General features: G+C 67.1%; 20 protein-coding genes and 2 pseudogenes. 18 read left to right on the top strand and 4 right to left on the bottom strand.

Annotated features, from left to right (window positions below; all coding sequences use genetic code 11):
* The 8 genes and pseudogenes from MVA01S_RS08765 to MVA01S_RS08735 form a co-directional block, all read left to right on the top strand.
* Positions 1–232: pseudogene (locus tag MVA01S_RS08765) on the top strand (exodeoxyribonuclease VII large subunit); the annotation flags it as partial.
* The gene (locus MVA01S_RS08760; RefSeq protein ID WP_003930146.1) at positions 219–431 is read left to right on the top strand and encodes an exodeoxyribonuclease VII small subunit; all 213 of its coding nucleotides are present in this window, start codon (positions 219–221) and stop codon (positions 429–431) included. The pseudogene MVA01S_RS08765 and the gene MVA01S_RS08760, both read left to right, overlap by 14 nt.
* Positions 432–493: 62 nt before the next feature.
* On the top strand, positions 494–1,606 hold the full coding sequence (locus MVA01S_RS08755; RefSeq protein WP_003930145.1) for a 3-beta-hydroxysteroid dehydrogenase: 1,113 nt from the start codon (positions 494–496) through the stop codon (positions 1,604–1,606).
* Between the two features lie 43 nt (positions 1,607–1,649).
* The gene (locus MVA01S_RS08750; RefSeq protein ID WP_003930144.1) at positions 1,650–2,381 is read left to right on the top strand and encodes an alpha/beta fold hydrolase; all 732 of its coding nucleotides are present in this window, start codon (positions 1,650–1,652) and stop codon (positions 2,379–2,381) included.
* A gap of 122 nt (positions 2,382–2,503) precedes the next feature.
* Positions 2,504–2,788 (top strand): annotated as a pseudogene (locus tag MVA01S_RS30310) (arylsulfatase); the annotation flags it as partial.
* A gap of 44 nt (positions 2,789–2,832) precedes the next feature.
* Positions 2,833–4,386 (top strand): arylsulfatase, encoded by a 1,554-nt coding sequence (locus MVA01S_RS08745; protein WP_003930142.1) that lies wholly within the window; start codon positions 2,833–2,835, stop codon positions 4,384–4,386.
* Between the two features lie 2 nt (positions 4,387–4,388).
* Positions 4,389–5,312, top strand: a complete 924-nt coding sequence (locus MVA01S_RS08740) for an HAD family hydrolase (RefSeq protein ID WP_003930141.1) — start codon at positions 4,389–4,391, stop codon at positions 5,310–5,312.
* A gap of 13 nt (positions 5,313–5,325) precedes the next feature.
* On the top strand, positions 5,326–6,192 hold the full coding sequence (locus MVA01S_RS08735; RefSeq protein WP_086006043.1) for a formylglycine-generating enzyme family protein: 867 nt from the start codon (positions 5,326–5,328) through the stop codon (positions 6,190–6,192).
* On the opposite strand, the gene MVA01S_RS31475 is transcribed toward MVA01S_RS08735, so the two are convergent.
* Positions 6,189–6,329 (bottom strand): hypothetical protein, encoded by a 141-nt coding sequence (locus MVA01S_RS31475; RefSeq protein ID WP_003930139.1) that lies wholly within the window; start codon positions 6,327–6,329, stop codon positions 6,189–6,191. The two genes, MVA01S_RS08735 and MVA01S_RS31475, sit on opposite strands and share 4 nt — an antisense overlap.
* Here MVA01S_RS31475 and MVA01S_RS08730 point away from each other — a divergent pair.
* The 3 genes from MVA01S_RS08730 to MVA01S_RS08720 all read left to right on the top strand — a co-directional run bounded on the left by MVA01S_RS08730 (position 6,324) and on the right by MVA01S_RS08720 (position 8,248).
* On the top strand, positions 6,324–6,512 hold the full coding sequence (locus MVA01S_RS08730) for a hypothetical protein (RefSeq protein WP_003930138.1): 189 nt from the start codon (positions 6,324–6,326) through the stop codon (positions 6,510–6,512). The two genes, MVA01S_RS31475 and MVA01S_RS08730, sit on opposite strands and share 6 nt — an antisense overlap.
* Before the next feature lie 53 nt (positions 6,513–6,565).
* Entirely contained in the window at positions 6,566–7,141 is a 576-nt protein-coding gene (locus tag MVA01S_RS08725) for a hypothetical protein (RefSeq protein WP_082762379.1), read from the top strand.
* Positions 7,142–7,216: 75 nt separating this feature from the next.
* The gene (locus MVA01S_RS08720; protein WP_040541039.1) at positions 7,217–8,248 is read left to right on the top strand and encodes a LacI family DNA-binding transcriptional regulator; all 1,032 of its coding nucleotides are present in this window, start codon (positions 7,217–7,219) and stop codon (positions 8,246–8,248) included.
* 17 nt (positions 8,249–8,265) lie between these two features.
* Here MVA01S_RS08720 and MVA01S_RS08715 read toward each other — a convergent pair whose 3' ends face one another.
* Both MVA01S_RS08715 and MVA01S_RS08710 read right to left on the bottom strand, forming a co-directional pair.
* Positions 8,266–9,024, bottom strand: coding sequence for an enoyl-CoA hydratase/isomerase family protein (locus tag MVA01S_RS08715; protein WP_060941578.1), 759 nt, complete (start codon positions 9,022–9,024; stop codon positions 8,266–8,268).
* The gene (locus MVA01S_RS08710; RefSeq protein ID WP_003930094.1) at positions 9,017–10,195 is read right to left on the bottom strand and encodes a CaiB/BaiF CoA transferase family protein; all 1,179 of its coding nucleotides are present in this window, start codon (positions 10,193–10,195) and stop codon (positions 9,017–9,019) included. Before MVA01S_RS08710 ends, MVA01S_RS08715 begins: the two co-directional genes overlap by 8 nt.
* Before the next feature lie 327 nt (positions 10,196–10,522).
* On the opposite strand from MVA01S_RS08710, the gene MVA01S_RS08705 reads away from it, so the two are divergent.
* Genes MVA01S_RS08705 through MVA01S_RS08685 form a run of 5 tightly spaced genes read left to right on the top strand, consistent with a single transcriptional unit; the run spans position 10,523 to position 15,874 of the window.
* A complete protein-coding gene (locus tag MVA01S_RS08705) occupies positions 10,523–11,293 on the top strand; it encodes an ABC transporter ATP-binding protein (protein ID WP_003930093.1) in 771 nt (256 codons plus the stop codon).
* Between the two features lie 40 nt (positions 11,294–11,333).
* Positions 11,334–12,170 carry an ABC transporter permease gene (locus tag MVA01S_RS08700; protein ID WP_003930092.1) on the top strand — a complete coding sequence of 279 codons (837 nt, stop codon included), beginning with the start codon at positions 11,334–11,336 and terminating at the stop codon, positions 12,168–12,170.
* Complete coding sequence (locus tag MVA01S_RS08695; RefSeq protein ID WP_003930091.1) at positions 12,167–13,207, top strand: ABC transporter substrate-binding protein; 1,041 nt, start codon at positions 12,167–12,169, stop codon at positions 13,205–13,207. The genes MVA01S_RS08700 and MVA01S_RS08695 overlap by 4 nt, the downstream gene beginning before the upstream one ends.
* 31 nt (positions 13,208–13,238) lie before the next feature.
* Positions 13,239–14,768, top strand: a complete 1,530-nt coding sequence (locus MVA01S_RS08690) for an amidase (RefSeq protein WP_003930090.1) — start codon at positions 13,239–13,241, stop codon at positions 14,766–14,768.
* Positions 14,765–15,874 carry an acetamidase/formamidase family protein gene (locus MVA01S_RS08685; protein WP_040540967.1) on the top strand — a complete coding sequence of 370 codons (1,110 nt, stop codon included), beginning with the start codon at positions 14,765–14,767 and terminating at the stop codon, positions 15,872–15,874. Before MVA01S_RS08690 ends, MVA01S_RS08685 begins: the two co-directional genes overlap by 4 nt.
* Here the strand turns inward: MVA01S_RS08685 and MVA01S_RS08680 are convergent, their stop codons facing one another.
* Positions 15,875–16,762, bottom strand: a complete 888-nt coding sequence (locus MVA01S_RS08680) for a helix-turn-helix transcriptional regulator (RefSeq protein WP_003930088.1) — start codon at positions 16,760–16,762, stop codon at positions 15,875–15,877.
* Positions 16,763–16,863: 101 nt separating this feature from the next.
* Here MVA01S_RS08680 and MVA01S_RS08675 point away from each other — a divergent pair, with 101 nt between their 5' ends.
* Positions 16,864–17,769 carry an MBL fold metallo-hydrolase gene (locus MVA01S_RS08675; RefSeq protein WP_003930087.1) on the top strand — a complete coding sequence of 302 codons (906 nt, stop codon included), beginning with the start codon at positions 16,864–16,866 and terminating at the stop codon, positions 17,767–17,769.
* A complete protein-coding gene (locus MVA01S_RS08670; RefSeq protein WP_003930086.1) occupies positions 17,762–19,174 on the top strand; it encodes a carboxylesterase/lipase family protein in 1,413 nt (470 codons plus the stop codon). Before MVA01S_RS08675 ends, MVA01S_RS08670 begins: the two co-directional genes overlap by 8 nt.

Below are 19,174 nucleotides of genomic sequence, written 5' to 3'. Positions count from 1 at the left end.
CCGCATCGGGCATCTGGCGGCGCGGCTGACCACCCTGGGGCCGGCGGCCACGCTGGCGCGCGGCTACGCCGTGGTGCAGGCCGTCCCCGAAGACGGGGCTCCGCACGTGCTGCATTCGGTGGCCGACGCGCCGGCGGGGGCCCGGCTGCGCATCCGGGTGGCCGACGGGGCCGTGACAGCGATCAGCGAAGGCAGCGGAGGAGCGGTGATAAGCAATGATGAAGCCTATTAGTGAACTCGGGTACGAGGAGGCACGCGACGAACTGATCGAGGTCGTGGAGCGCCTCGAGCACGGCGGCCTGGACCTCGATGCGTCGCTGAAGTTATGGGAACGCGGCGAACAGCTGGCGAAACGCTGTGAAGAGCACTTAGCCGGCGCCCGCGCGCGGGTGGAGAAGGCCCTGGCGGTCAGCGACGACGACGAGAGGTGATCCGGCGCCCCTCGGACCGTCGAGACCTCGAAATTGGAACACGTTTCAGTTAGTCTGCCGGGATGGGTGATGCATCGCTGCAGACTGACCTCGGACGCGTCCTGGTCACCGGGGGCTCCGGGTTCGTGGGCGCCAACCTGGTCACCGCGCTTCTCGACCGCGGCCTGGAGGTGCGCTCGTTCGACCGGGTCCCGTCGCCGCTGCCGGCCCACCCCCGACTCCAGGCGGTCGTCGGCGACATCACCGACGTCGCCGACGTCGCCACCGCGGTCGACGGGATCGACACCGTCATCCACACCGCGGCGATCATCGACCTGATGGGCGGCGCGTCGGTCACCGAGGAGTACCGGCAGCGCAGTTTCGCGGTGAACGTCGAGGGCACCAAGAACCTCGTCCACGCCGGGCAGTCCGCCGGGGTGCAGCGCTTCGTCTACACCGCGTCCAACAGCGTCGTCATGGGCGGCCAGGACATCGTCAATGGTGACGAAAATCTGCCCTATACAACCCGTTTCAACGATCTTTACACCGAGACCAAGGTCATCGCCGAACAGTTCGTGCTGAGCCAGAACGGTGAGCACGGCATGCTCACCTGCTCGATCCGGCCCAGCGGCATCTGGGGCCGCGGCGATCAGACGATGTTCCGCAAGGTGTTCGAGAATGTCCTGGCCGGACACGTGAAGGTGCTCGTCGGCAACAGGAACATCAAGCTCGACAATTCCTATGTGGGCAACCTGATTCACGGATTCATCCTCGCCGCCGAGCATCTGGTCCCCGGCGGGACGGCCCCAGGTCAGGCGTACTTCATCAACGACGGCGAACCGCTCAACATGTTCGAGTTCGCGCGCCCCGTGGTCGCGGCCTGCGGCGGCAAACTGCCCGACATCCGGGTGCCCGGAAAGCTGGTGCACAGGGCGATGACCTGCTGGCAGTGGTTGCACTTCAAGTACGGCATCCGCGAGCCGCTGGTCGAACCGCTTGCGGTGGAACGGCTTTACCTGAACAACTACTTCTCGATCGGCAAGGCCCGCCGCGATCTCGGGTATGAGCCACTGTTCAGCACCGAACAAGCCATGGCCGAATGCCTGCCGTACTACGTCGACCTTTTCGAGCAGATGAAGAGTGAAGCCGGCCGACCCACCGTGCAGGCCGCCGCCCCGGTGCCGCCGGCAGGCTGACGTTGCGGGGTCGTCATCAAGTGATGACGACCATTGGAGGCCCATGTCGCAGTTCCACGTCATCGACCACTTCATCGACCAAAAAGGCGCCCACATCCGTTTCCTCGACTCGGGCGGGGACGACCGCGGCGCTCCCATCGTCTTCGTCCCGGGCTTCACCTGTGTAGCCGACGACTACACCGGGATCCTGCCTGCACTCGGACGCAGGACGGTCGTCGTCGAGCTTCGGGGCCACGGGCGCAGCTCCGCGCCGTCGGGTCCCTTCGACTCAGATGCGCTCGTCCACGATGTCGGCGTCGTCGTCGACGCCGTCACCACGGGTCCGGTCCACCTCATGACGTTCTCCCGCGGCACCACCTACGCGCTGGCGTGGGCGCTGGCCAACCGCGAGCGGGTGCGTTCGATCGCGATCGGTGACTACGTGCCCGAAGAGATCACGTTGTCCGATGACGTCATCGTCGGCCTGCTCGAGGGACGCTGGCGCGGAACGCCGGTGAGCGAACGTGTCGACCGCGACGCGGCAACGGCGACGCTGCGCACGGCGCGTTCCCAGTCCTTCTGGGAACCGCTGTCGCGGTGGCAGCCTCCACTGATGGTCGTCCGCAGTCCCAACACCCCCGTGGTCAGCGATGCGGACTGGGACCGGTACCGGCGACTGTTCCCGGCGGGGAAGCTGCACGAGTTCGTCGACTCGCCGCACGACATCTTCCGCCCCGAACGCGGCCGTTACCCCGCGCTCGTCCGCGACCATGTCGACGCAGTCGACGCCAGGTGACCAACTGCTGACTCCTTACCCAATCCGATGACCAGAACCGCCCGAGCGGCCTAGGGTTCGAAGGGTTCGACTCAGGCGTCGATCGGCGAGGGGGCGGCCATGCCGGGGAAGATCGTGTTCCCGAACTACGCCGCCAGGCCACACTGCGGATCTGGGCCGAGCCGTTCACGGAGCTGCGGATACCGAAGCTGTTCAACCTTCGCACCGACCCCTAGGAATACGCCGATATCACCTCGAACACCTACTACGAGTGGTTTCTGCGGCGCGACTTCTTCGTCTTCTACGCGACGGCGATGTGCTCGGCATTCCTCGACACATTCAAGGAGTGCGCGCCCCGACACGAGCCGGCGAGCTTCAGCATCGACCAGATCGTCAAAAAGCTCGAAGAGTTCCTGGCAGCCGACTGACGTCCTGACAACTGCGGCACGACAATTCGGAAAGGGAATTGCGCATGCCTGAATCCAAGCCGAACATCCTGGTCATTTGGGGCGACGACATCGGCATCTCGAACCTGAGCTGTTACAGCCGGGGCATGATGGGATACTCCACGCCCAACATCGACCGGATCGCCGACGAGGGAATGCTTTTCACCGATTCCTATGGCGAACAGAGCTGCACCGCGGGCCGGTCCTCGTTCATCACCGGCCAGAGCGTGTACCGCACCGGCATGAGCAAGGTCGGTATGCCCGGCGTCGACATCGGCCTGCAGAAGGAAGATCCGACGATCGCCGAACTGCTCAAGCCCATGGGATACGCCACCGGCCAGTTCGGCAAGAACCACCTCGGCGATCTCAACAAGTACCTGCCGACAGCCCACGGGTTCGACGAGTTCTTCGGCAACCTGTACCACCTCAACGCCGAGGAGGAACCCGAGAACGCCGACTACCCGACCGAGGAGGAGGCCCCGCTGCTGCGGCGGGCGTTGCTTCCGCGCGGTGTCATCCACTCGTGGGCCACCGAAGAGGATTCCGGCGAGGTCGACGAGCGCTACGGTCCGGTGGGTAAGCAGCGCATCGAGGACACCGGCCCGCTGACCAAGCTCCGGATGGAGACCATCGATGACGAGACCACCGGCGCTTGCATCGATTTCATCAAGCACCAGCATGAGGCGGACACCCCGTTCTTCGTGTGGATGAACATGACGCACATGCACTTTCGCACCCATACCAAGCCCGAGAGCCTTGGTCAGGCCGGCCGTTGGCAGTCGCCGTACCACGACACGATGATCGACCACGACCGCAACGTCGGCCAGTTGCTCAACGCTCTGGATGACCTCGGCATCGCCGAGGACACGATCGTCATCTACTCCACCGACAACGGCCCGCACGCCAACAGCTGGCCGGACGGTGCGACCACCCCGTTCCGCAGCGAGAAGGCGACCAACTGGGAGGGCGCCTTCCGCATTCCGGAACTGATCCGCTGGCCCGGCAGGATCAAACCCCGTAGTATCTCCAATGAGATTGTGCAGCATCATGATTGGCTTCCGACGTTCCTGGCCGCGGCCGGCGATCCAGACATCATCGACAAGCTCAAGGCCGGCCACAAGGCCGGCGCGGACGGCCAGACCGAGTACAAGGTGCACATCGACGGCTACAACCTGGTGCCCTATCTCACCGGAGAGGTCGACAAGAGTCCGCGCCGGGGGATGATCTACTTCTCCGACGACTGCGACGTGCTCGGCATCCGCGCAGAGAACTGGAAGGTCGTCTTTCAGGAGCAGCGCTGCCAGGGGACACTGCAGATCTGGTTCGAACCCTTCACACCGCTGCGCGCGCCGAAGCTGTTCAACCTCCGTACCGACCCCTACGAACGGGCCGATATCACGTCGAACACCTACTGGGACTGGGTGATCGATCGCATCTACCTGGTGCTCTACGGATCTGCCATCGCCACGCAGTTCCTGGAGACGTTCAAGGAGTTCCCGCCCCGGCAGAACCCGGCGTCGTTCACGATCGACAACGCGGTCGAGGAATTGGAGAAGTTCCTCGCCAGCCGCGGCGGCTGAGCGTGGCGCAGCTGGACAGCTGGACCGACGGTCCCACGAAGTCGGCGATCACCGACTTCGTGGCGCGTGTCACCACCGCGGGCCCCGACCACGTCGAACCCGAGGCGCGCGTGGCCGTCTTCGACAACGACGGCACGCTGTGGTGCGAGAAGCCGCTGTACATCCAGCTCGACTTCATCGTGCGCAGGCTCGCAGAGAAGGCGGCCGCCGAGGCGTCCCTCGCCGGGCAGGAACCCTACCGAGCGGCCGTCGCCGGTGACCTGAGCTGGTTCGGCAGCGCCATCACGAAGCACTACCAGGGTGACGATTCCGGCCTCGAAGTACTTGCCGGCGCTGTGTTGTCGTTGCACGAATCGATGCGCGTCGAAGACCATGCGGCGCTGGTCAACGCCTTCTTCGCCACAGCTACCCATCCGACGCTGGGCCGGTCGTACCTGAGCTGCGTGTACCTGCCGATGGTGGAGTTGCTGCGGTATCTGGAAGCACACGACTTCACGTGCTACGTCGTCTCCGGCGGCGGCCGGGACTTCATGCGACCGATCACCGCGTCGATTTACGGCATTCCGCCCGAGCGCGTGGTCGGCAGCGCCCAGGGCCTGAAGTTCGATGCCGGCAACGGCCACGGCGATCTGCTGATCCAGCCGGCCCTCGATGTGTTCGACGACGGCCCGGAGAAGCCGGTGCGGATCTGGACTCGCGTCGGCCGACGTCCGATCCTGTCTGCCGGCAACTCCAACGGTGACGATGAGATGCTGATGTACTCCGGTCGCCCCGGCGAGGCGGCGTTGCGGCTGGCGGTCCTGCACGACGACGCTGAACGCGAATTCGACTACACCGCAGGTGCCGAACGCCTGCTCGAGCATGCCGACGAGTTCGGGTGGAGTGTGGTGAGCATGAAGAACGACTGGACACAGATCTTTGCCTGATCTGTCCGCCGACATGGTGTGGATTCCGGCGCAGACCGCGGTGGTGGGCTCCGACGAGCACTACCCCGAGGAAGGCCCGGCCCGCGAGGTCACCGTCGACGGCTTCTGGATGCAGAGGCATCAGGTGACCAATGCCCAGTTCGCCGAGTTCGTTTCCGCCACCGACTATCTGACGGTCGCCGAGCGACCGCTCGATGCGAGTCTCTATCCCGGCGCTCCCCCGCAGAACCTGCAGCCGGGCTCGATGGTCTTCCACCGCACCACCGGCCCCGTCGACCTGCGCCACGTCAGCCAGTGGTGGACGTGGACACCGGGTGCCTGCTGGAAGCACCCCCGCGGGCCACGTTCGTCACTGCGCAACCGCGAGGCCCATCCCGTCGTGCACATCGCGTTCGACGACGCCGCGACATACGCGCAGTGGGCCGGATACGAGTTGCCGACCGAGGCCGAGTGGGAGGTGGCTGCCCGCGGCGGCCTCGCCCATGCCCGCTACACGTGGGGCGACGAGCCCGAACCGCAGGGCAGGCCACTGGCCAACTACTGGCACGGGGAGTTTCCCTACCTCCCCGACACCGGTTACGGACAGAGCACGCCGGTCGGGAGCTTCCCCCCGAACGGTTACGGGCTCCACGACACCGCAGGCAACGTGTGGGAATGGACGAGCGACTGGTACGGATCGACGCGGGACATCCAACCATGTTGCGCTGCAGAAACTTACGATCCGAGCCAGCCCCAGTTCAAGGTGCCACGCAAGGTGATAAAGGGCGGTTCCTTCCTGTGTGCCGACACTTACTGCATGCGCTACCGCCCCGCCGCGCGTAGACCTCAGCAGGTCGACACCGGGATGAGCCACATCGGCTTCCGCTGCATCACGCGCTAGCCGATCGAGATGCCACGTTCGCCATGGTCGACGGTGATCGACGCGATGAAGTGTCGGTCGAGTTTGATCTCGTCGATCGACAGGTCGCAAACGTAGGACAGCGCCCAGACCAGCGCGTACGGGGTGCCCCGGTGCACGAGCGCGTCGACCGCGGGGCCGGCATCTCCGTCGTGCGCTCGGCGCGCACCCTGTCCTTCTGGGAACCGTTGGCGGCCCGGCTGCACGAGTTCCCCGATTCGCCGCACGACATCTTCCGGCCTGACCGTGGCCGCTACCCGCGGCTGGTGCGCGAAACGGCCGACAGCGCGGGGTCGCGGTAGCGGGTGGGGGCGGAACGGACCCGCTCGGGAGCCGAGAGGAGGACGATCGAAGTATGACCGAACCGCAGAATCCTCAGGCTCCGGGCGAGGCGCCGCACGGGACTGTGCCACCGCAATCTGCTGCCCCGCCACCACCGCCGCCGCACCCACCTCAACCGCCGCCTGAGCCGCCGCCACAGCAACCGCCGCCGTACGGCGGGCAGAACCGCTCGAGCCGCCTCAACCACATCGCGGCGTGGATCGGCATCGTGGCCGGCTCGCTGTTGATCGTCGCCCTCATCTTCTGCTTCGGGTTCATGCTGGGCCAGAATTCCGGCGGCGGACACGACGACGACGACGGTTACTGGCACCGCGGCGACGCGCCGTTCTCCCGCGGCGGACCGTGGGGGCCCGGAATGCAGGGCGGCCCGGGTTACGGCCCAGGTGGGCCCGGGATGTACGGCCCCGGCATGCAGGGTGGTCAGGGATACGGTCCCGGCATGCCCGGGATGCAGGGTGGTGGCGGCATGCCCGGGATGCACGGCGGGATGATGCCCGGCATGGGCGGGGGGATGATGCCCGGCATGCAGCCGCCGAGCTCGACACCGACAACTCCGTCGACGACCACGGCGCCGCCGGCCCGGCCCTGAGGCAGCACCACCCCCGGAGGCATCGGCGGGGGTGAGGATGCCACGGCATTCCGTACGCCAATTACTATGGCCGGCATGGGGTCCCTCGACGATGTCGCACGCGCCGCGGGTGTCTCGAAATCGGTCGCGTCACGGGCACTTACCGGCGATTCCCGCGCCCGCATGAGCGCGTCCACTCGGGCGCGCGTGCTCGCGGCGGCCGCGGAACTGCAGTACGTGCCGAATGCCCGGGCCCGCGCACTGCGCCAGTCGCGTTCGGGCGCAATCGGACTCATCGTTCCCGACGTCAACAACGCCGTCTTCGCGGACATGCTGCTCGGCGTTCAGGAGGCGACTGCCAGGCATACGACCGATGTGCTGCTGGGTCAGGTCGACCCGCCCCCGGACGGCGCCCAGCAGCTCTCCCGCCTGGTACGCGAGGGCCGTGTTGACGGTCTGCTGATCCAGCGCCGCGAGGATTTCGACGATTCCATGCTGACCGCCGTGCTGCAGACCGGTATCCCCGCGATCACCATCAACTCCCGTGTCCCCGACCGCGTCGGATCGGTCATCCTGGACGACCACCGGGGCGCCGGCACCGCTACCGATCATCTGATCGCGCTGGGCCACAGCCGAATCGCCTTCATCTCCGGCACCGTGATGCACGATACGGCGCGCCGGCGCGAAGAAGGCTACCGCGACAGCATGTCCCGGGCTGGGCTGTCGGCTGCGCCCGAGTGGACCGTCAACGCCGGATGGGAGGCCGACGCCGGGGCGTGGGCGCTCGAGCAGTTGCACCGCACATCTGGACTCGCGTCGCCCCACGGACCCACTGCCGTCGTCGTGGCCAGCGTGAACGCCGCCGTCGGCGCCCTTTCGGCTGCATTACGCCTCGGCCTGGACGTCCCCGGCGCCCTGTCGATCGTCGGCATCAACACCACATGGGTCTCGAACACGGTGTATCCGGCGATCACCACCGTCCGGATGCCGCTGCGACAGTTGGGCGCGGTGGCCGCCACCATGCTCATCGACCACCTCGGTGGACGCGAACTGGCCGACGTCGTGATCGAGGATCCCGCTCCCGAACTCCTGGTCCGCGAGACCAGCGCTCCACCTGGCGGACCCTGAGCGCCCGGCGTTCGGGATCAGCCCCGGAAGTCCGCCGGCCGTTTCTCGACGAACGCGGCAACTCCTTCACGACCGTCGCGAGACGCGAAGAGCCGCATGAGCTCTGCACGCTCGTGGCTGTAGTCCAGGGTTCTGTCACGTCCTGAGACCGCGACCTTCACGGCAGCCAGGGCGGTGGCCGAGGAGTCGGCGAGCCGGCGGGCCAATTCGAACGCTCGCGCGAGGCTGCCCCCGGCGGGTACCACCTCGCTGACCAACCCGGCCGTGAGCCCCTCGGCGGCCGACAGTCGCTGCGCGAACATGATCATCTGCTTGGCTTTCCGACTGCCGACCTGTGCCGTCAGCCGTTGGGTACCGCCCCACCCCGGGATCAGGCCGAGCGAGACCTCGGGAAGGCCGAACTTCGCGGTGTCCCCCGCGACGAAGTCGGCGGCCAGTGCGACCTCGAACCCTCCGCCGAGCGCCATTCCCTCCACCGCCGCGATGACCGGCACCGGGACCGTGCTGATGGTGTCGACCAGAGTCCCCGCGGCACGGGTGATCTCGCCGATCTCCCCGTGATCGCCCCGCCGGTACACCGCGATGTCGGCACCCGCGGAGAAGAAATCCCCGCCGCTGATCACGACCACCCGGGTCTCGGGGTCGCGGCCGTCGAGCGCGCGGGTCAGCGCCCGCACCATGCCGAGATCGAATGCGTTGCGCTTCGCAGGACGATCGAGAAGGAGATGCAGCACCCCCGCGTCGACAGTCACCGTCACGGACAGATCGCTATTCACCGGGTACCACCTTCGTCTGTAGTTCCTGAATCTCCGACTCGCTGTAGCCGAGTTCGGCCAGCACGTCCCGATTCGCCGCACCGAGCTCCGGAGGGGGTGTGCGGACACCCGGCCGCTCGCCGTCGTACAGCACCGGGTGGGCCAGCAGGGTCACCGAACCCGCTGTCGGATGGTCGATTTCGATGATCGATCGGTTGTGCCGGACCTGCGGATCAGCACAGACGTCGGCGTAAGAGTTGACCGGCGCGAACCACACTTTCGCCGCTGAGAACACAGCGGTCCACTCCCGCGTGGAACGCTGGATCATGTGCTTGGCGACGCGCTCGTTGACATCCTCGCGGCGCGCGTACGACGCGTGTTCCCCGACGGTGAGGAACCAGTCGTCCTCGAACACTGCGGCGAGCGCCGCGAGCCCGTTGAGCGACAGCGTGAGATGACCGTCCGCCGTGGCGAAAACACCGTAGGGCGCCTTGTAATACGGCGAGGAGACGCCCGAGGCGCTGCGACTGCCGGTAAAGCCGTTGAGGTAGTACGACAGCGGCTCGATCTGCAGATCCAGGGCGGCGCTGAGCAGGTTGCTCTCCACCCGCGATCCGCGACCGCTCCGTTCGCGCCCATGCAGCGCGGCCAGTATCCCGAACGCCCCCAGCACGGCGCCGTGCTGGTCGACCAGCGAGGCACCGACAGGAGTGGGCGGACCGTCGGCGCGGCCCGTGGCGGCGGCGATGCCCGACATCGACTGCAACAGCACGTCCTGTCCGGGCCGGTCCCGGTACGGACCGTCACTGCCATACCCCGACAGCGAACAGTAGACCAGCCGAGAGTTGCGTTCGCGCAATCGCTCCCACCCCAGACCGAGCCGGTCCATCACGCCGGGACGGAAGCTCTCGATCACCACATCGGCCTCGTCGACCAGGCGCAGCACCACCTCCACCCACTGCGGGTCCTTGAGGTCGACCACCAAGCTCTCGACGTTGCGATTCCCGAGCAGGAAAAAGACGCTCTCACCGTTCAGATACGCGTCCGGCCCGGACCATGACCGCTCGAAGGCGCCGGCGGGCGGTTCCACCTTGATGACGCGCGCGCCTAGGTCTGCGAGTAGCTGGGTGGCGGACGGCCCCTGCAGGAAATGGGTGAAACTCACGACCCTGACCCCTTCGAGCATCGGCATCGGCGGTCTCCTATCAACACGAGAGATGGGGATGGGCAGACACTCGCCCCGTCCGCATTAGATCAGAGTGCGCAATCGGTTGTCCATCGTGGAACTAATTTGCACAATCGGTTGCTCACCGGCATCAGGTGTGCTTCGCTGAGGGAACCGCCGAAGCGGTCGACGCCCGGAAGGTGCGATATCCACCCGCACGTTACCGCCACGTTTCACCGGTGAAACTACTGCCACAGGAGAGGAGGTCAGTCGATAGATGACTGATATGTCAGTTGTTGATTGGTTTGCTGTGCTCACGTTCTGTCCGCGTCGCACGCCGAGGGAGCTGCTCCGGTGACCCCGCGGCTGGAGGTCGTCGGGATCGACAAGCGCTATGAGACGGGCGCCGAGGTGCTCAGAGGGCTGACCCTGCACGCCGACCGCGGTGAGTTCGTCACGATCGTCGGGCCGAGCGGCTGCGGCAAATCGACCCTGTTCAACATCATCACCGGTCTCGTCGCCCCGACGGCCGGCACCGTGCGGGTCAACGGCGAAGACGTCACCGGCACCACCTCTGAGCACATCGGCTACGTCCTGCAGAAGGATCTGCTCTTCCCGTGGCGGACCGTGATGGAGAACGTGATCCTCGGCCTCGAGGTCCGCGGGCACCGGCGCAAAGAAGCGCGTGAGCGAGCCCGGGGCCTGTTCGCCGCGTACAAGCTCGAAGGCTACGAGGACAAGTACCCGTCGGATCTCTCCGGCGGCATGAGGCAGCGGGCGGCGCTCATGCGCACGATGGTCACCGACCCCGACATCATCCTGATGGACGAGGCGTACAAGGCTCTCGATTATCCGCTCAAGATCGCGCTCGAAACGGAGCTCCTCGAAACCGCCAGGGCGACAGGCAAAACCGTGGTGGCCGTGACCCACGACATCGAGGAGGCGGTCACCATGTCAGACCGCGTGTACGTCCTCAAGGCCCACCCCGGCCAGATCGTGCAGGAACTCCAGATCGATCTCGGGACGTCCAGCACCGATATCAACGAACGGCGGCTGGCACCGCGCTTCAACGAATTTTACGAATTGATCTGGCGCGGCATCGGCCAGCAGGCAGGTGCCGCGTGACCCGCCGCGCCGTGCCCCCGACCACCGACCAGGAGGACCGATGACCGCGGTGCTGACCCAACCACCCGCCGAGGCGGTGCAGCCGTCGCGGCGGCGGCGTCAACCCCTTGCCGCTGCTCCCTGGCGACGCATCGGCCTTCACTCGCTGCAGGTAGCGATCGTGGTGGCGGCCCTGGCCGCCTGGGAATTCGGGGCCCGCAGCGGGGCCATCAGCTCGTTCCTGTTCGGGAGTCCCAGTGCCGTCTGGGACATTCTGGTCAGGCGTGCCCGCTCCGGTCAGCTCTGGACCGACATCGGCGTGACCACCGTCGAAGTGCTGCTGGGATTCCTCATCGGCGCTGTCGGGGGGTCGGTCCTGGGCCTGCTGCTGTGGTACTCGCGGTTCGTCGCCGATCTGACCGCTCCTTTCATCGCGGCCATCGGGTCGATCCCCGTGCTGGCCGTCGCGCCCCTGACGATCATCTGGTTCGGCACCGAGATGACGTCGAAAGTGGTGATCGTCGCGTTCTCGTGCGTGGTGGTCTCCCTGACGACCTCCTACCGCGGGGCCCGCCGCACGGATCCCGATCTGATCAACCTGATGAAGTCGTTCGGGGCCTCCCGGTCGCAGATCTTCCGCAAGCTCGTCGTGCCGTCCGCCATGTCCTGGGTGGTATCGGGGCTCAAACTCAACATCGGCTTCGCTCTGGTGGGCGCCATCGTCGGCGAGTACATCAGCTCCGATGCCGGCGTGGGCCACATGATCCTGCTCGGCAGCTCGAACTTCACCATCAGCCTCGTCATCGCCGGCATCACGATCGTCATGGTCATGGTGCTGGTGTTCAACGTCCTCGTAACCGCCCTCGAGCGGTTCCTCGGCCACTGGGAAGGGTCATGACCATGAACATCCGAAACCTGTTGCGACTCTTCGCCGCCGTCCTCGGCGCCACAGCACTGCTGACCGTCACTGCGTGCGGCGGGCAACCGGCCCAGCAGGCCGACGGCACCGCGACCGTGCGGATCAACCAGGCCTTCCAGTCCCTGCTGTACCTGCCGCTCTACGTGGCGCAGGAGAAGGGCTACTTCACCGAGCAGGGCGTGACGGTCGAGATCGCCACGGGCGGTGGCGGCACGCAATCGTGGGCGGCCGTGGTCGGCGGATCCGCCGACTTCTCCATCCAGGACCCGGTGTTCGTCCCGAAGTCCCGGGAGAACGGTGGGCCCGGTGTGGTGGTCGCCGCGATCCAGAACGCCCCGTCGGTCTTCGTCATCGGCCGCGAGGGGGCGACCGCCTCGCTCGACGACGCGTCGGTGTTCGAGGGGAAGAAGGTCGTCGTCAGTCCCGAACCCGACACCAGTTGGGCGTTCATGAAGTACCTGATCGACGAGCAGGGTCTGCAGGACGTCACGCTGGTCAACGTCGCGCTGGGAAGCGAACTCGCGGCTGTTGCCGGCGGTCAGGCCGATCTCGCGCTGTCCTTCGAGCCGACAGTCAGCCAGGCCGTGGTCGACCAGGGTCTCGAAGTGGTCTACTCGTTCCCGGCCAACAGCGACTGGTATCCCTTCGCGTTCTCCAGCCTCACCACCACAGAGCGGTATCTGCAGGGCAACACCGAGGCGGCCCAGGCTGTGGTGACCGCGATCGCGAAAGCTTCGCGATTCATCTACTCCGACCCCGAGGCGACCATCGACATTGCGGCGCAGTACTTCCCGGATCTCTCGCGCGAGGTCGTACAGGCGGCGGTCGAACGCGAGATCGAGGCCAAGGGCTACGCCGAGGATGTGACCGTCACCAAGGAGTCGTGGGACAACAACATGAAGATCTCGTTGTTCACCAAGAACATCGCCGCCTATCCATCGGATGCCACGTCGTACGAGAACAACGTGAACACCGAGTTTGCGACGAAGGCCCGCGACGCATTCCAAGCCGGCTGACCCCAACCCCTACCGCTTCGAAGGAGCAGCGATGTCAGTACACCCAGCCGAACCCGCCGCGCTCGCCCGGGTGGCCGCGCGCTACGGCCTCAGATTGTCCCGCGCCGAACTGGCGTCGTTCGAACCCCTCGTCAAGGACATGCTCAGTTCATGGGACCTCGTCGAGGAACTGCACGCCGAGACCGGAGAGCCCGCGCCGCAGCGCACCTGGGCGCGGCCTGAGCACAATCCGCTCGGCGCCTGGTATGTCACCTGCGAGGTCAACGAGACCGACACGGGGCCGCTCGCGGGCCGGACCGTGGCGGTCAAGGACAACGTCGCAGTCGCCGGCGTGCCGATGATGAACGGTTCGGCGCTGGTCGACGGTTTCATTCCCGACCGCGACGCCACCGTCGTCTCCCGCCTGCTCGCCGCCGGGGCCACTGTCGCGGGCAAGGCGGTGTGTGAGGACCTGTGCTTCTCCGGCGCCTCACACACCGCGGCCACCGGTCCGGTCCGCAACCCGTGGGACACCGAGCGCACCACCGGCGGATCCTCCAGCGGCAGCGCGGCTCTGGTGGCCTCCGGCGCCGTCGATCTGGCGATCGGTGGCGACCAGGGCGGCTCGGTCCGGTTGCCCGCGGCGTTCACCGGCATCGTCGGCCACAAGCCGACCCACGGGCTCGTGCCCTACACCGGGGCCTTTCCGATCGAACAGACCCTGGACCATCTCGGACCGATGACCCGCACGGTCACCGACGCCGCCCGCGTGCTGACGGTGGTAGCAGGAGCGGACCGCCAGGACCCCCGTCAACCCGCCGAGCTGCGTGTGCCGAACTTCGTCGAAGAGCTGGACCGTTCCGTGGTGGGGCTGCGGGTCGGGGTCGTACGGGAGGGATTCGGTCACCCCGAGTCCGTTGCCGGGGTGGACGACGCGGTACGCACAGCCGTCGACACGCTTCGCGCCGAAGGTCTTGTCTGCACGGACATCTCGATCCCATGGCACCTGCACGGCAAGAAGATCTGGGATGTCATCGCCGTCGAGGGCGGCGCGGCCCAGATGGTGGACGGCAATGCCTACGGCATGAACTGGCAGGGCCGGTACGACCCGCGCCTGATCGAGTACTACGGCACGAGATGGCGGCAGAACGGCGCCCTGTTCCCCGACACGGTCAAACTGGTGCTTCTTGCCGGTGGCCACACCATCGAGCGACACCACGGCACGCACTATGCGATGGCGCGCAACCTCGTGCCGCGCCTGCGCGGCGCCTACGACGCCGCGCTGACCCACTGCGACGTCCTCGTCATGCCGACCACACCGATACTCGCCAGCAGGATCCCCGACCCCGACGCGCCGCTGGACGAGTACATGGCACGCGCACTGGAAATGATGGCCAACACCGCGACGTTCGATGTGACAGGCCATCCGGCCGCCAGCGTCCCCGCAGGGACGGTGGACGGCCTGCCGACGGGAATGATGATTGTCGGCCGGCATTTCGACGACGCGTCGGTTCTGCGTGTCGCGCGCGCGTTCGAGCGCGCGGTCGGCGGATTCCCGGTTCCGCCCCGTGCGGCATCATGAGCGCCGTGCACGAGATCGAGCTGGACCTGACGAAACCCTTGGTGGCAGACCCCCGCGCGGGACACAACCGCTGGCACCCGGACATCCCGGCCGCGCTGCGGTGCATGCCCGGGGACACGGTGGTCCTGCCCGCCAGGGACGGCTACGACGGCCAGATCACCCGCGACTCGACCGCCGAGGACGTGCTGCGGATGGACACGGCGCGCATCCACCCGCTGACGGGCCCGGTGTACGTCGAAGGCGCCGAACCCGGCGACCTTCTCGTCGTCGACGTGCTGTCCGTGGAGACCGGTGACTTCGGCGCGACACTGAACATCCCGGGATTCGGTTTCCTGCGTGACGAATTCACCGAACCGCACATCGTGCGCTGGGAGATCGCCGACGGTTTCGCCGACTCACCGGACCTGCCCGGTGTGCGACTGCCCGGCGCACCCTTCATGGGTGTCATGGGCGTCGCGCCGTCCCGGGAGCTGTTCGAGCGCACCAAGTCCGCAGAGCAACGGGCCGCCGACGACGGCGGTCTGGTCGAGTTGCCGAACGCGACTTCGGCTGTGCCACCGGACCAGCCCGGCGACCCGGGCCGGCGCACCATCTCCCCCACCGAGGCCGGCGGGAACATCGACATCAAACACCTCACGGAGGGTAGCCGGGTCTACCTGCCGGTGTGGGTGCCCGGCGCGTTGTTCTCGGTCGGTGACGGGCATTTCGCCCAGGGTGACGGTGAATCCTGCGGTGCGGCCGTGGAAACCACGGCGCGTGTGGTGGTGCGCTTCGATCTCCGTAAGGGTGCGGCGGCCTCGGGTGACGTGCGGCATCTGCGCTTCGAGCGGTTCGCCGCCGGCCCTCCCGAAGTGGCCAGCCGGCCGCACTTCGCGGTGACCGGCACGCCCGTCGATGCCGAGGGCCGGATCCACCCGGAGAATCTCAATCTCGCAACACGAAACGCGTTGCGGCTGATGGTCGACCATCTCACCGCGGAGCGGGGCTTCACCCGTCGGCAGGCCTATGCGCTGTGCAGCGTGGCCGTCGACCTGCGCATCAGCCAACTCGTCGATGTGCCGAATGTGCTGGTGTCGGCCATGGTGCCCACCGACATCTTCGTCTAGTCAGGTGGTCGGCACCGAGGCGTCATGCCGGACTGCCGTCGACCCCTCACGCACGAGCCCCGCCAACAGGTCGAGGCTGTCCGCCGAGGGTGACCCCTGCGCTGCGGTGATGATGCACACCGACTGGTCGGTATCTCGCGCCACCACGAGGTTCTGCTGGGTGATCGTCACCGGACCGATCAGGGGATGGCGCAACTCATAGGAATCCGCCTCGCACGGTTTCACCCGGTGGTCACGCCACAGTGCGACGAAATCCGGGCTCTTCATGGATAATTCACCGATGAGCGCGGCCAGTGCGGCATCGTCGGGGTAGCGGCCGGCCACGTGCCGCAGGTTGCCGACCATCGCACGCGCCTTGCGCTGCCAATCCACATAGAGCTCACGGGTGTGAGAGTCCAGGAACAGCATCCGGGCCAGATTCGGCCTCGCCGCAGGCTGGTCCACCGAGGCCGGGTCGACGTGGCCTGCCATCAGGGCGTGCCCGAGAGGGTTCCAGGCCAGCACATCGCTGCGCCTGCCGGCCACCATCACAGGCACATCGGCCAGTGACTGCAGCAGGTCACGGGTGAGCCGATCGACTCGTTCCACCGGAGGTCTGTTCATCTGTTTCGGCGGGGCGCTGGCCAGCGCGTGCAGATGCCGGCGCTCGTGGTCGTCGAGACGCAACGCCGACGCGATGGCGTCGAGCACCGCGTCGGAGGCGTTGACGGACTGGCCCTGCTCGAGTCGGGTGTAGTACGACACACTCACCCCGGCCAGCTGCGCCAGTTCCTCGCGACGCAGTCCGGCGACGCGGCGGCGCCCCCCGAACACCGGCAGACCGACGTCCTGCGGATCGATTCGCGCACGCCGGGCCCGCAGGAACTCGCCGAGGGTGGGAAACGTCATGTGTTAACTATGCGCCATCCGCGCGGCCCTAGCCTGACCCCGCCAGAAGTAGGCAGCACCGGGGCTGGTTACCCCCGCGCGACCGCCGCAGGCTGGTCGGCGTGAACAACATCGTGTTGGGTGACGTCTCGATCACCCGGGTCATGGAGTACTACGGCTCGGTCGAACTGTCACCGAAAACCTTCTTCCCGGACAGCCTGGCAAGTTCCTGGGCGGCCAACGAGACGTGGTTGGCACCCGACTTCTACGACCCCGCCGCCGACATGTGCATCTCGGCCGTCCAGACCTGGGTGCTGCACAGTGAGGGCAAGACCATTCTCGTCGACACCGGCGTCGGCAACCACAAGGAGCGTCCCGGCTCCGTCTGGCACCGGCTGGAAACCGATTTCCTCGGCAATCTCGCCGCAGCCGGGATCGCGCCCGGCGACGTCGACATCGTCATCAACACCCACCTGCACAACGATCACGTCGGATGGAACACCACGCTGCGCAACGGCACCTGGGAGCCGACCTTCCCGAACGCCACCTATCTGATGCCGCGCGCCGACTTCGACTTCTGGAATCCAGCCAACGGACATACCGCCGGCCGCAGCGCCGCCAAACTCGTCTTCGAAGACAGCGTCGCACCCGTCTACGAGGCGGGCCTGGTCCAGTTGTGGGACGACCAGCTGCGCATCGATGAGAACCTGCGGCTGGACCTGGCCCCGGGCCACACCCCCGGATCGTCGATCGTCACCCTCGAATCCGGCACGGACAGAGCGCTGTTCGTCGGCGATCTGCTGCACACCGCGCTGCAGATGGTCGAGCCGGACGTCAACAGCTGCTATTGCGAGGACCAGGCCGGTGCACGGGCCACCCGTCGACGGCTGCTCGGTCAGGCCGCCGACACCAACACCCTCGTCTTCCCGGCACATCTGGGCGGCCACGGCGGCGCCGAAGTCGTCCGGGAAGGGGACACGTTCGCAATCAAGCGGTGGGCGCCGTTCGAGCGGGTCAGCCATGTCTGAGCTCGTCGCCACCACCTACGGCCCCGTCCGCGGACGTACAGTCGACGGCTACACCGTGTTCCGCGGAATTCCCTATGCCGCAGCGCCGACCGGTGCAGCGCGATTCGCCGCGCCTGATCCGCACCCGGGCTGGACGCACACCCGTGACGCACTGGAACCCGGACCGGCGGCCCCACAGGCACCCCGGCGCGGGTTCGGCGCGCTCGACATGTCCCCGTTCTTCGGCACCGCGGCTGTCGGCGACCCGGAGTATCTGACGGTGAACATCTGGGCACCCGAGGCCGGCCGCCGACGGCCGGTGATGGTGTTCGTGCACGGCGGGGGCTTCGTGTCCGGCTCACCGCAGTCCCCGTTGTATGACGGCGCGGCGTTCGCCCGGGACGGGGTGGTGTTGGTGACGCTCACCTATCGCCTCGGCATCATCGGCTTTCTCGACGTGCCGGGTGCACCGGCCAACCGGGGACTGCTTGACGTGATGGCCGCGCTGAGGTGGGTGAAAGCCAACATCGAGAACTTCGGCGGCGACCCCGACAACGTGACACTGTTCGGGCAGTCCGCGGGCGCCACCATCGTCGGCGGGGTCCTGACCACGCCCGAAGCGGGATCTCTGGTGCGTCGCGTGATCATGCAGAGCGGCAACGGAACCGGCGCCTTCGACCACGAGCAGGCCGCCCGGGTCACCCACCGCGCGGCCGAACTCCTCGCCACGCGCGCCACCGTAGCGGGGTTCTCCGCATTCACCGACGCCGAACTCGTCGACGCCGGATCACGGTTGACCGGCATCGACCTGCGCACCGAGCAACGGTTCGATCCCCTGGTCGGACTCAGCCCGTTCAGCCTGGTGGGCGAACGTCAGCCGGCCGATGCCGCCGCTGCCGGACTCGGATCCGCTGTGCCGGTGCTCATCGGCACGAATGCCCAGGAGGGCAACCTGTACCTCGTGCCGCAGGGCACTTTCGACGATTCGTCCGAGGACGACGTGCGCGCACTCGCCGCGCGGGTCCACCCCGATCCCGACACCGTTGTCGCCGCCTACCGCGCCGAGTATCCACGGGCCGGGTGGGGTGAGATCAGTTCGGCGATACTGGGTTCCGCATTGTTCGACTCAGGCACTCGGAAATTGGTCGAAGCGCGCGCCGCGCAGCCCGGCGCGCCGCTGCACGAGTACCGGTTCTGCTGGCAGTCGACAGCCGTCGGCGGCCGGCTGGGTGCGGCCCACGCGGTGGAGCTGCCGTTCGTGTTCGACTGCCTGGACGAGCCGGTGTTACGGGGGCCCGCCGGGCTTCTCGGCCCCGAGGAACCGCCCCGGCAGCTCGCGACCGAGATGCATCGGGCGTGGGTGGACTACGCCACCACCGGGGATCCCGGATGGGCGAGCTCATCCGTCCGGGACTTCACCTCCTGA

It is taken from the genome of Mycolicibacterium vaccae NBRC 14118 = CIP 105934, from assembly GCF_001552715.1.
GTDB classification, from domain to species: domain Bacteria; phylum Actinomycetota; class Actinomycetes; order Mycobacteriales; family Mycobacteriaceae; genus Mycobacterium; species Mycobacterium vaccae.
The sequence above is the reverse complement of the archived record's forward strand: the minus strand, read 5'-3'. Positions and strand labels throughout refer to the sequence as shown.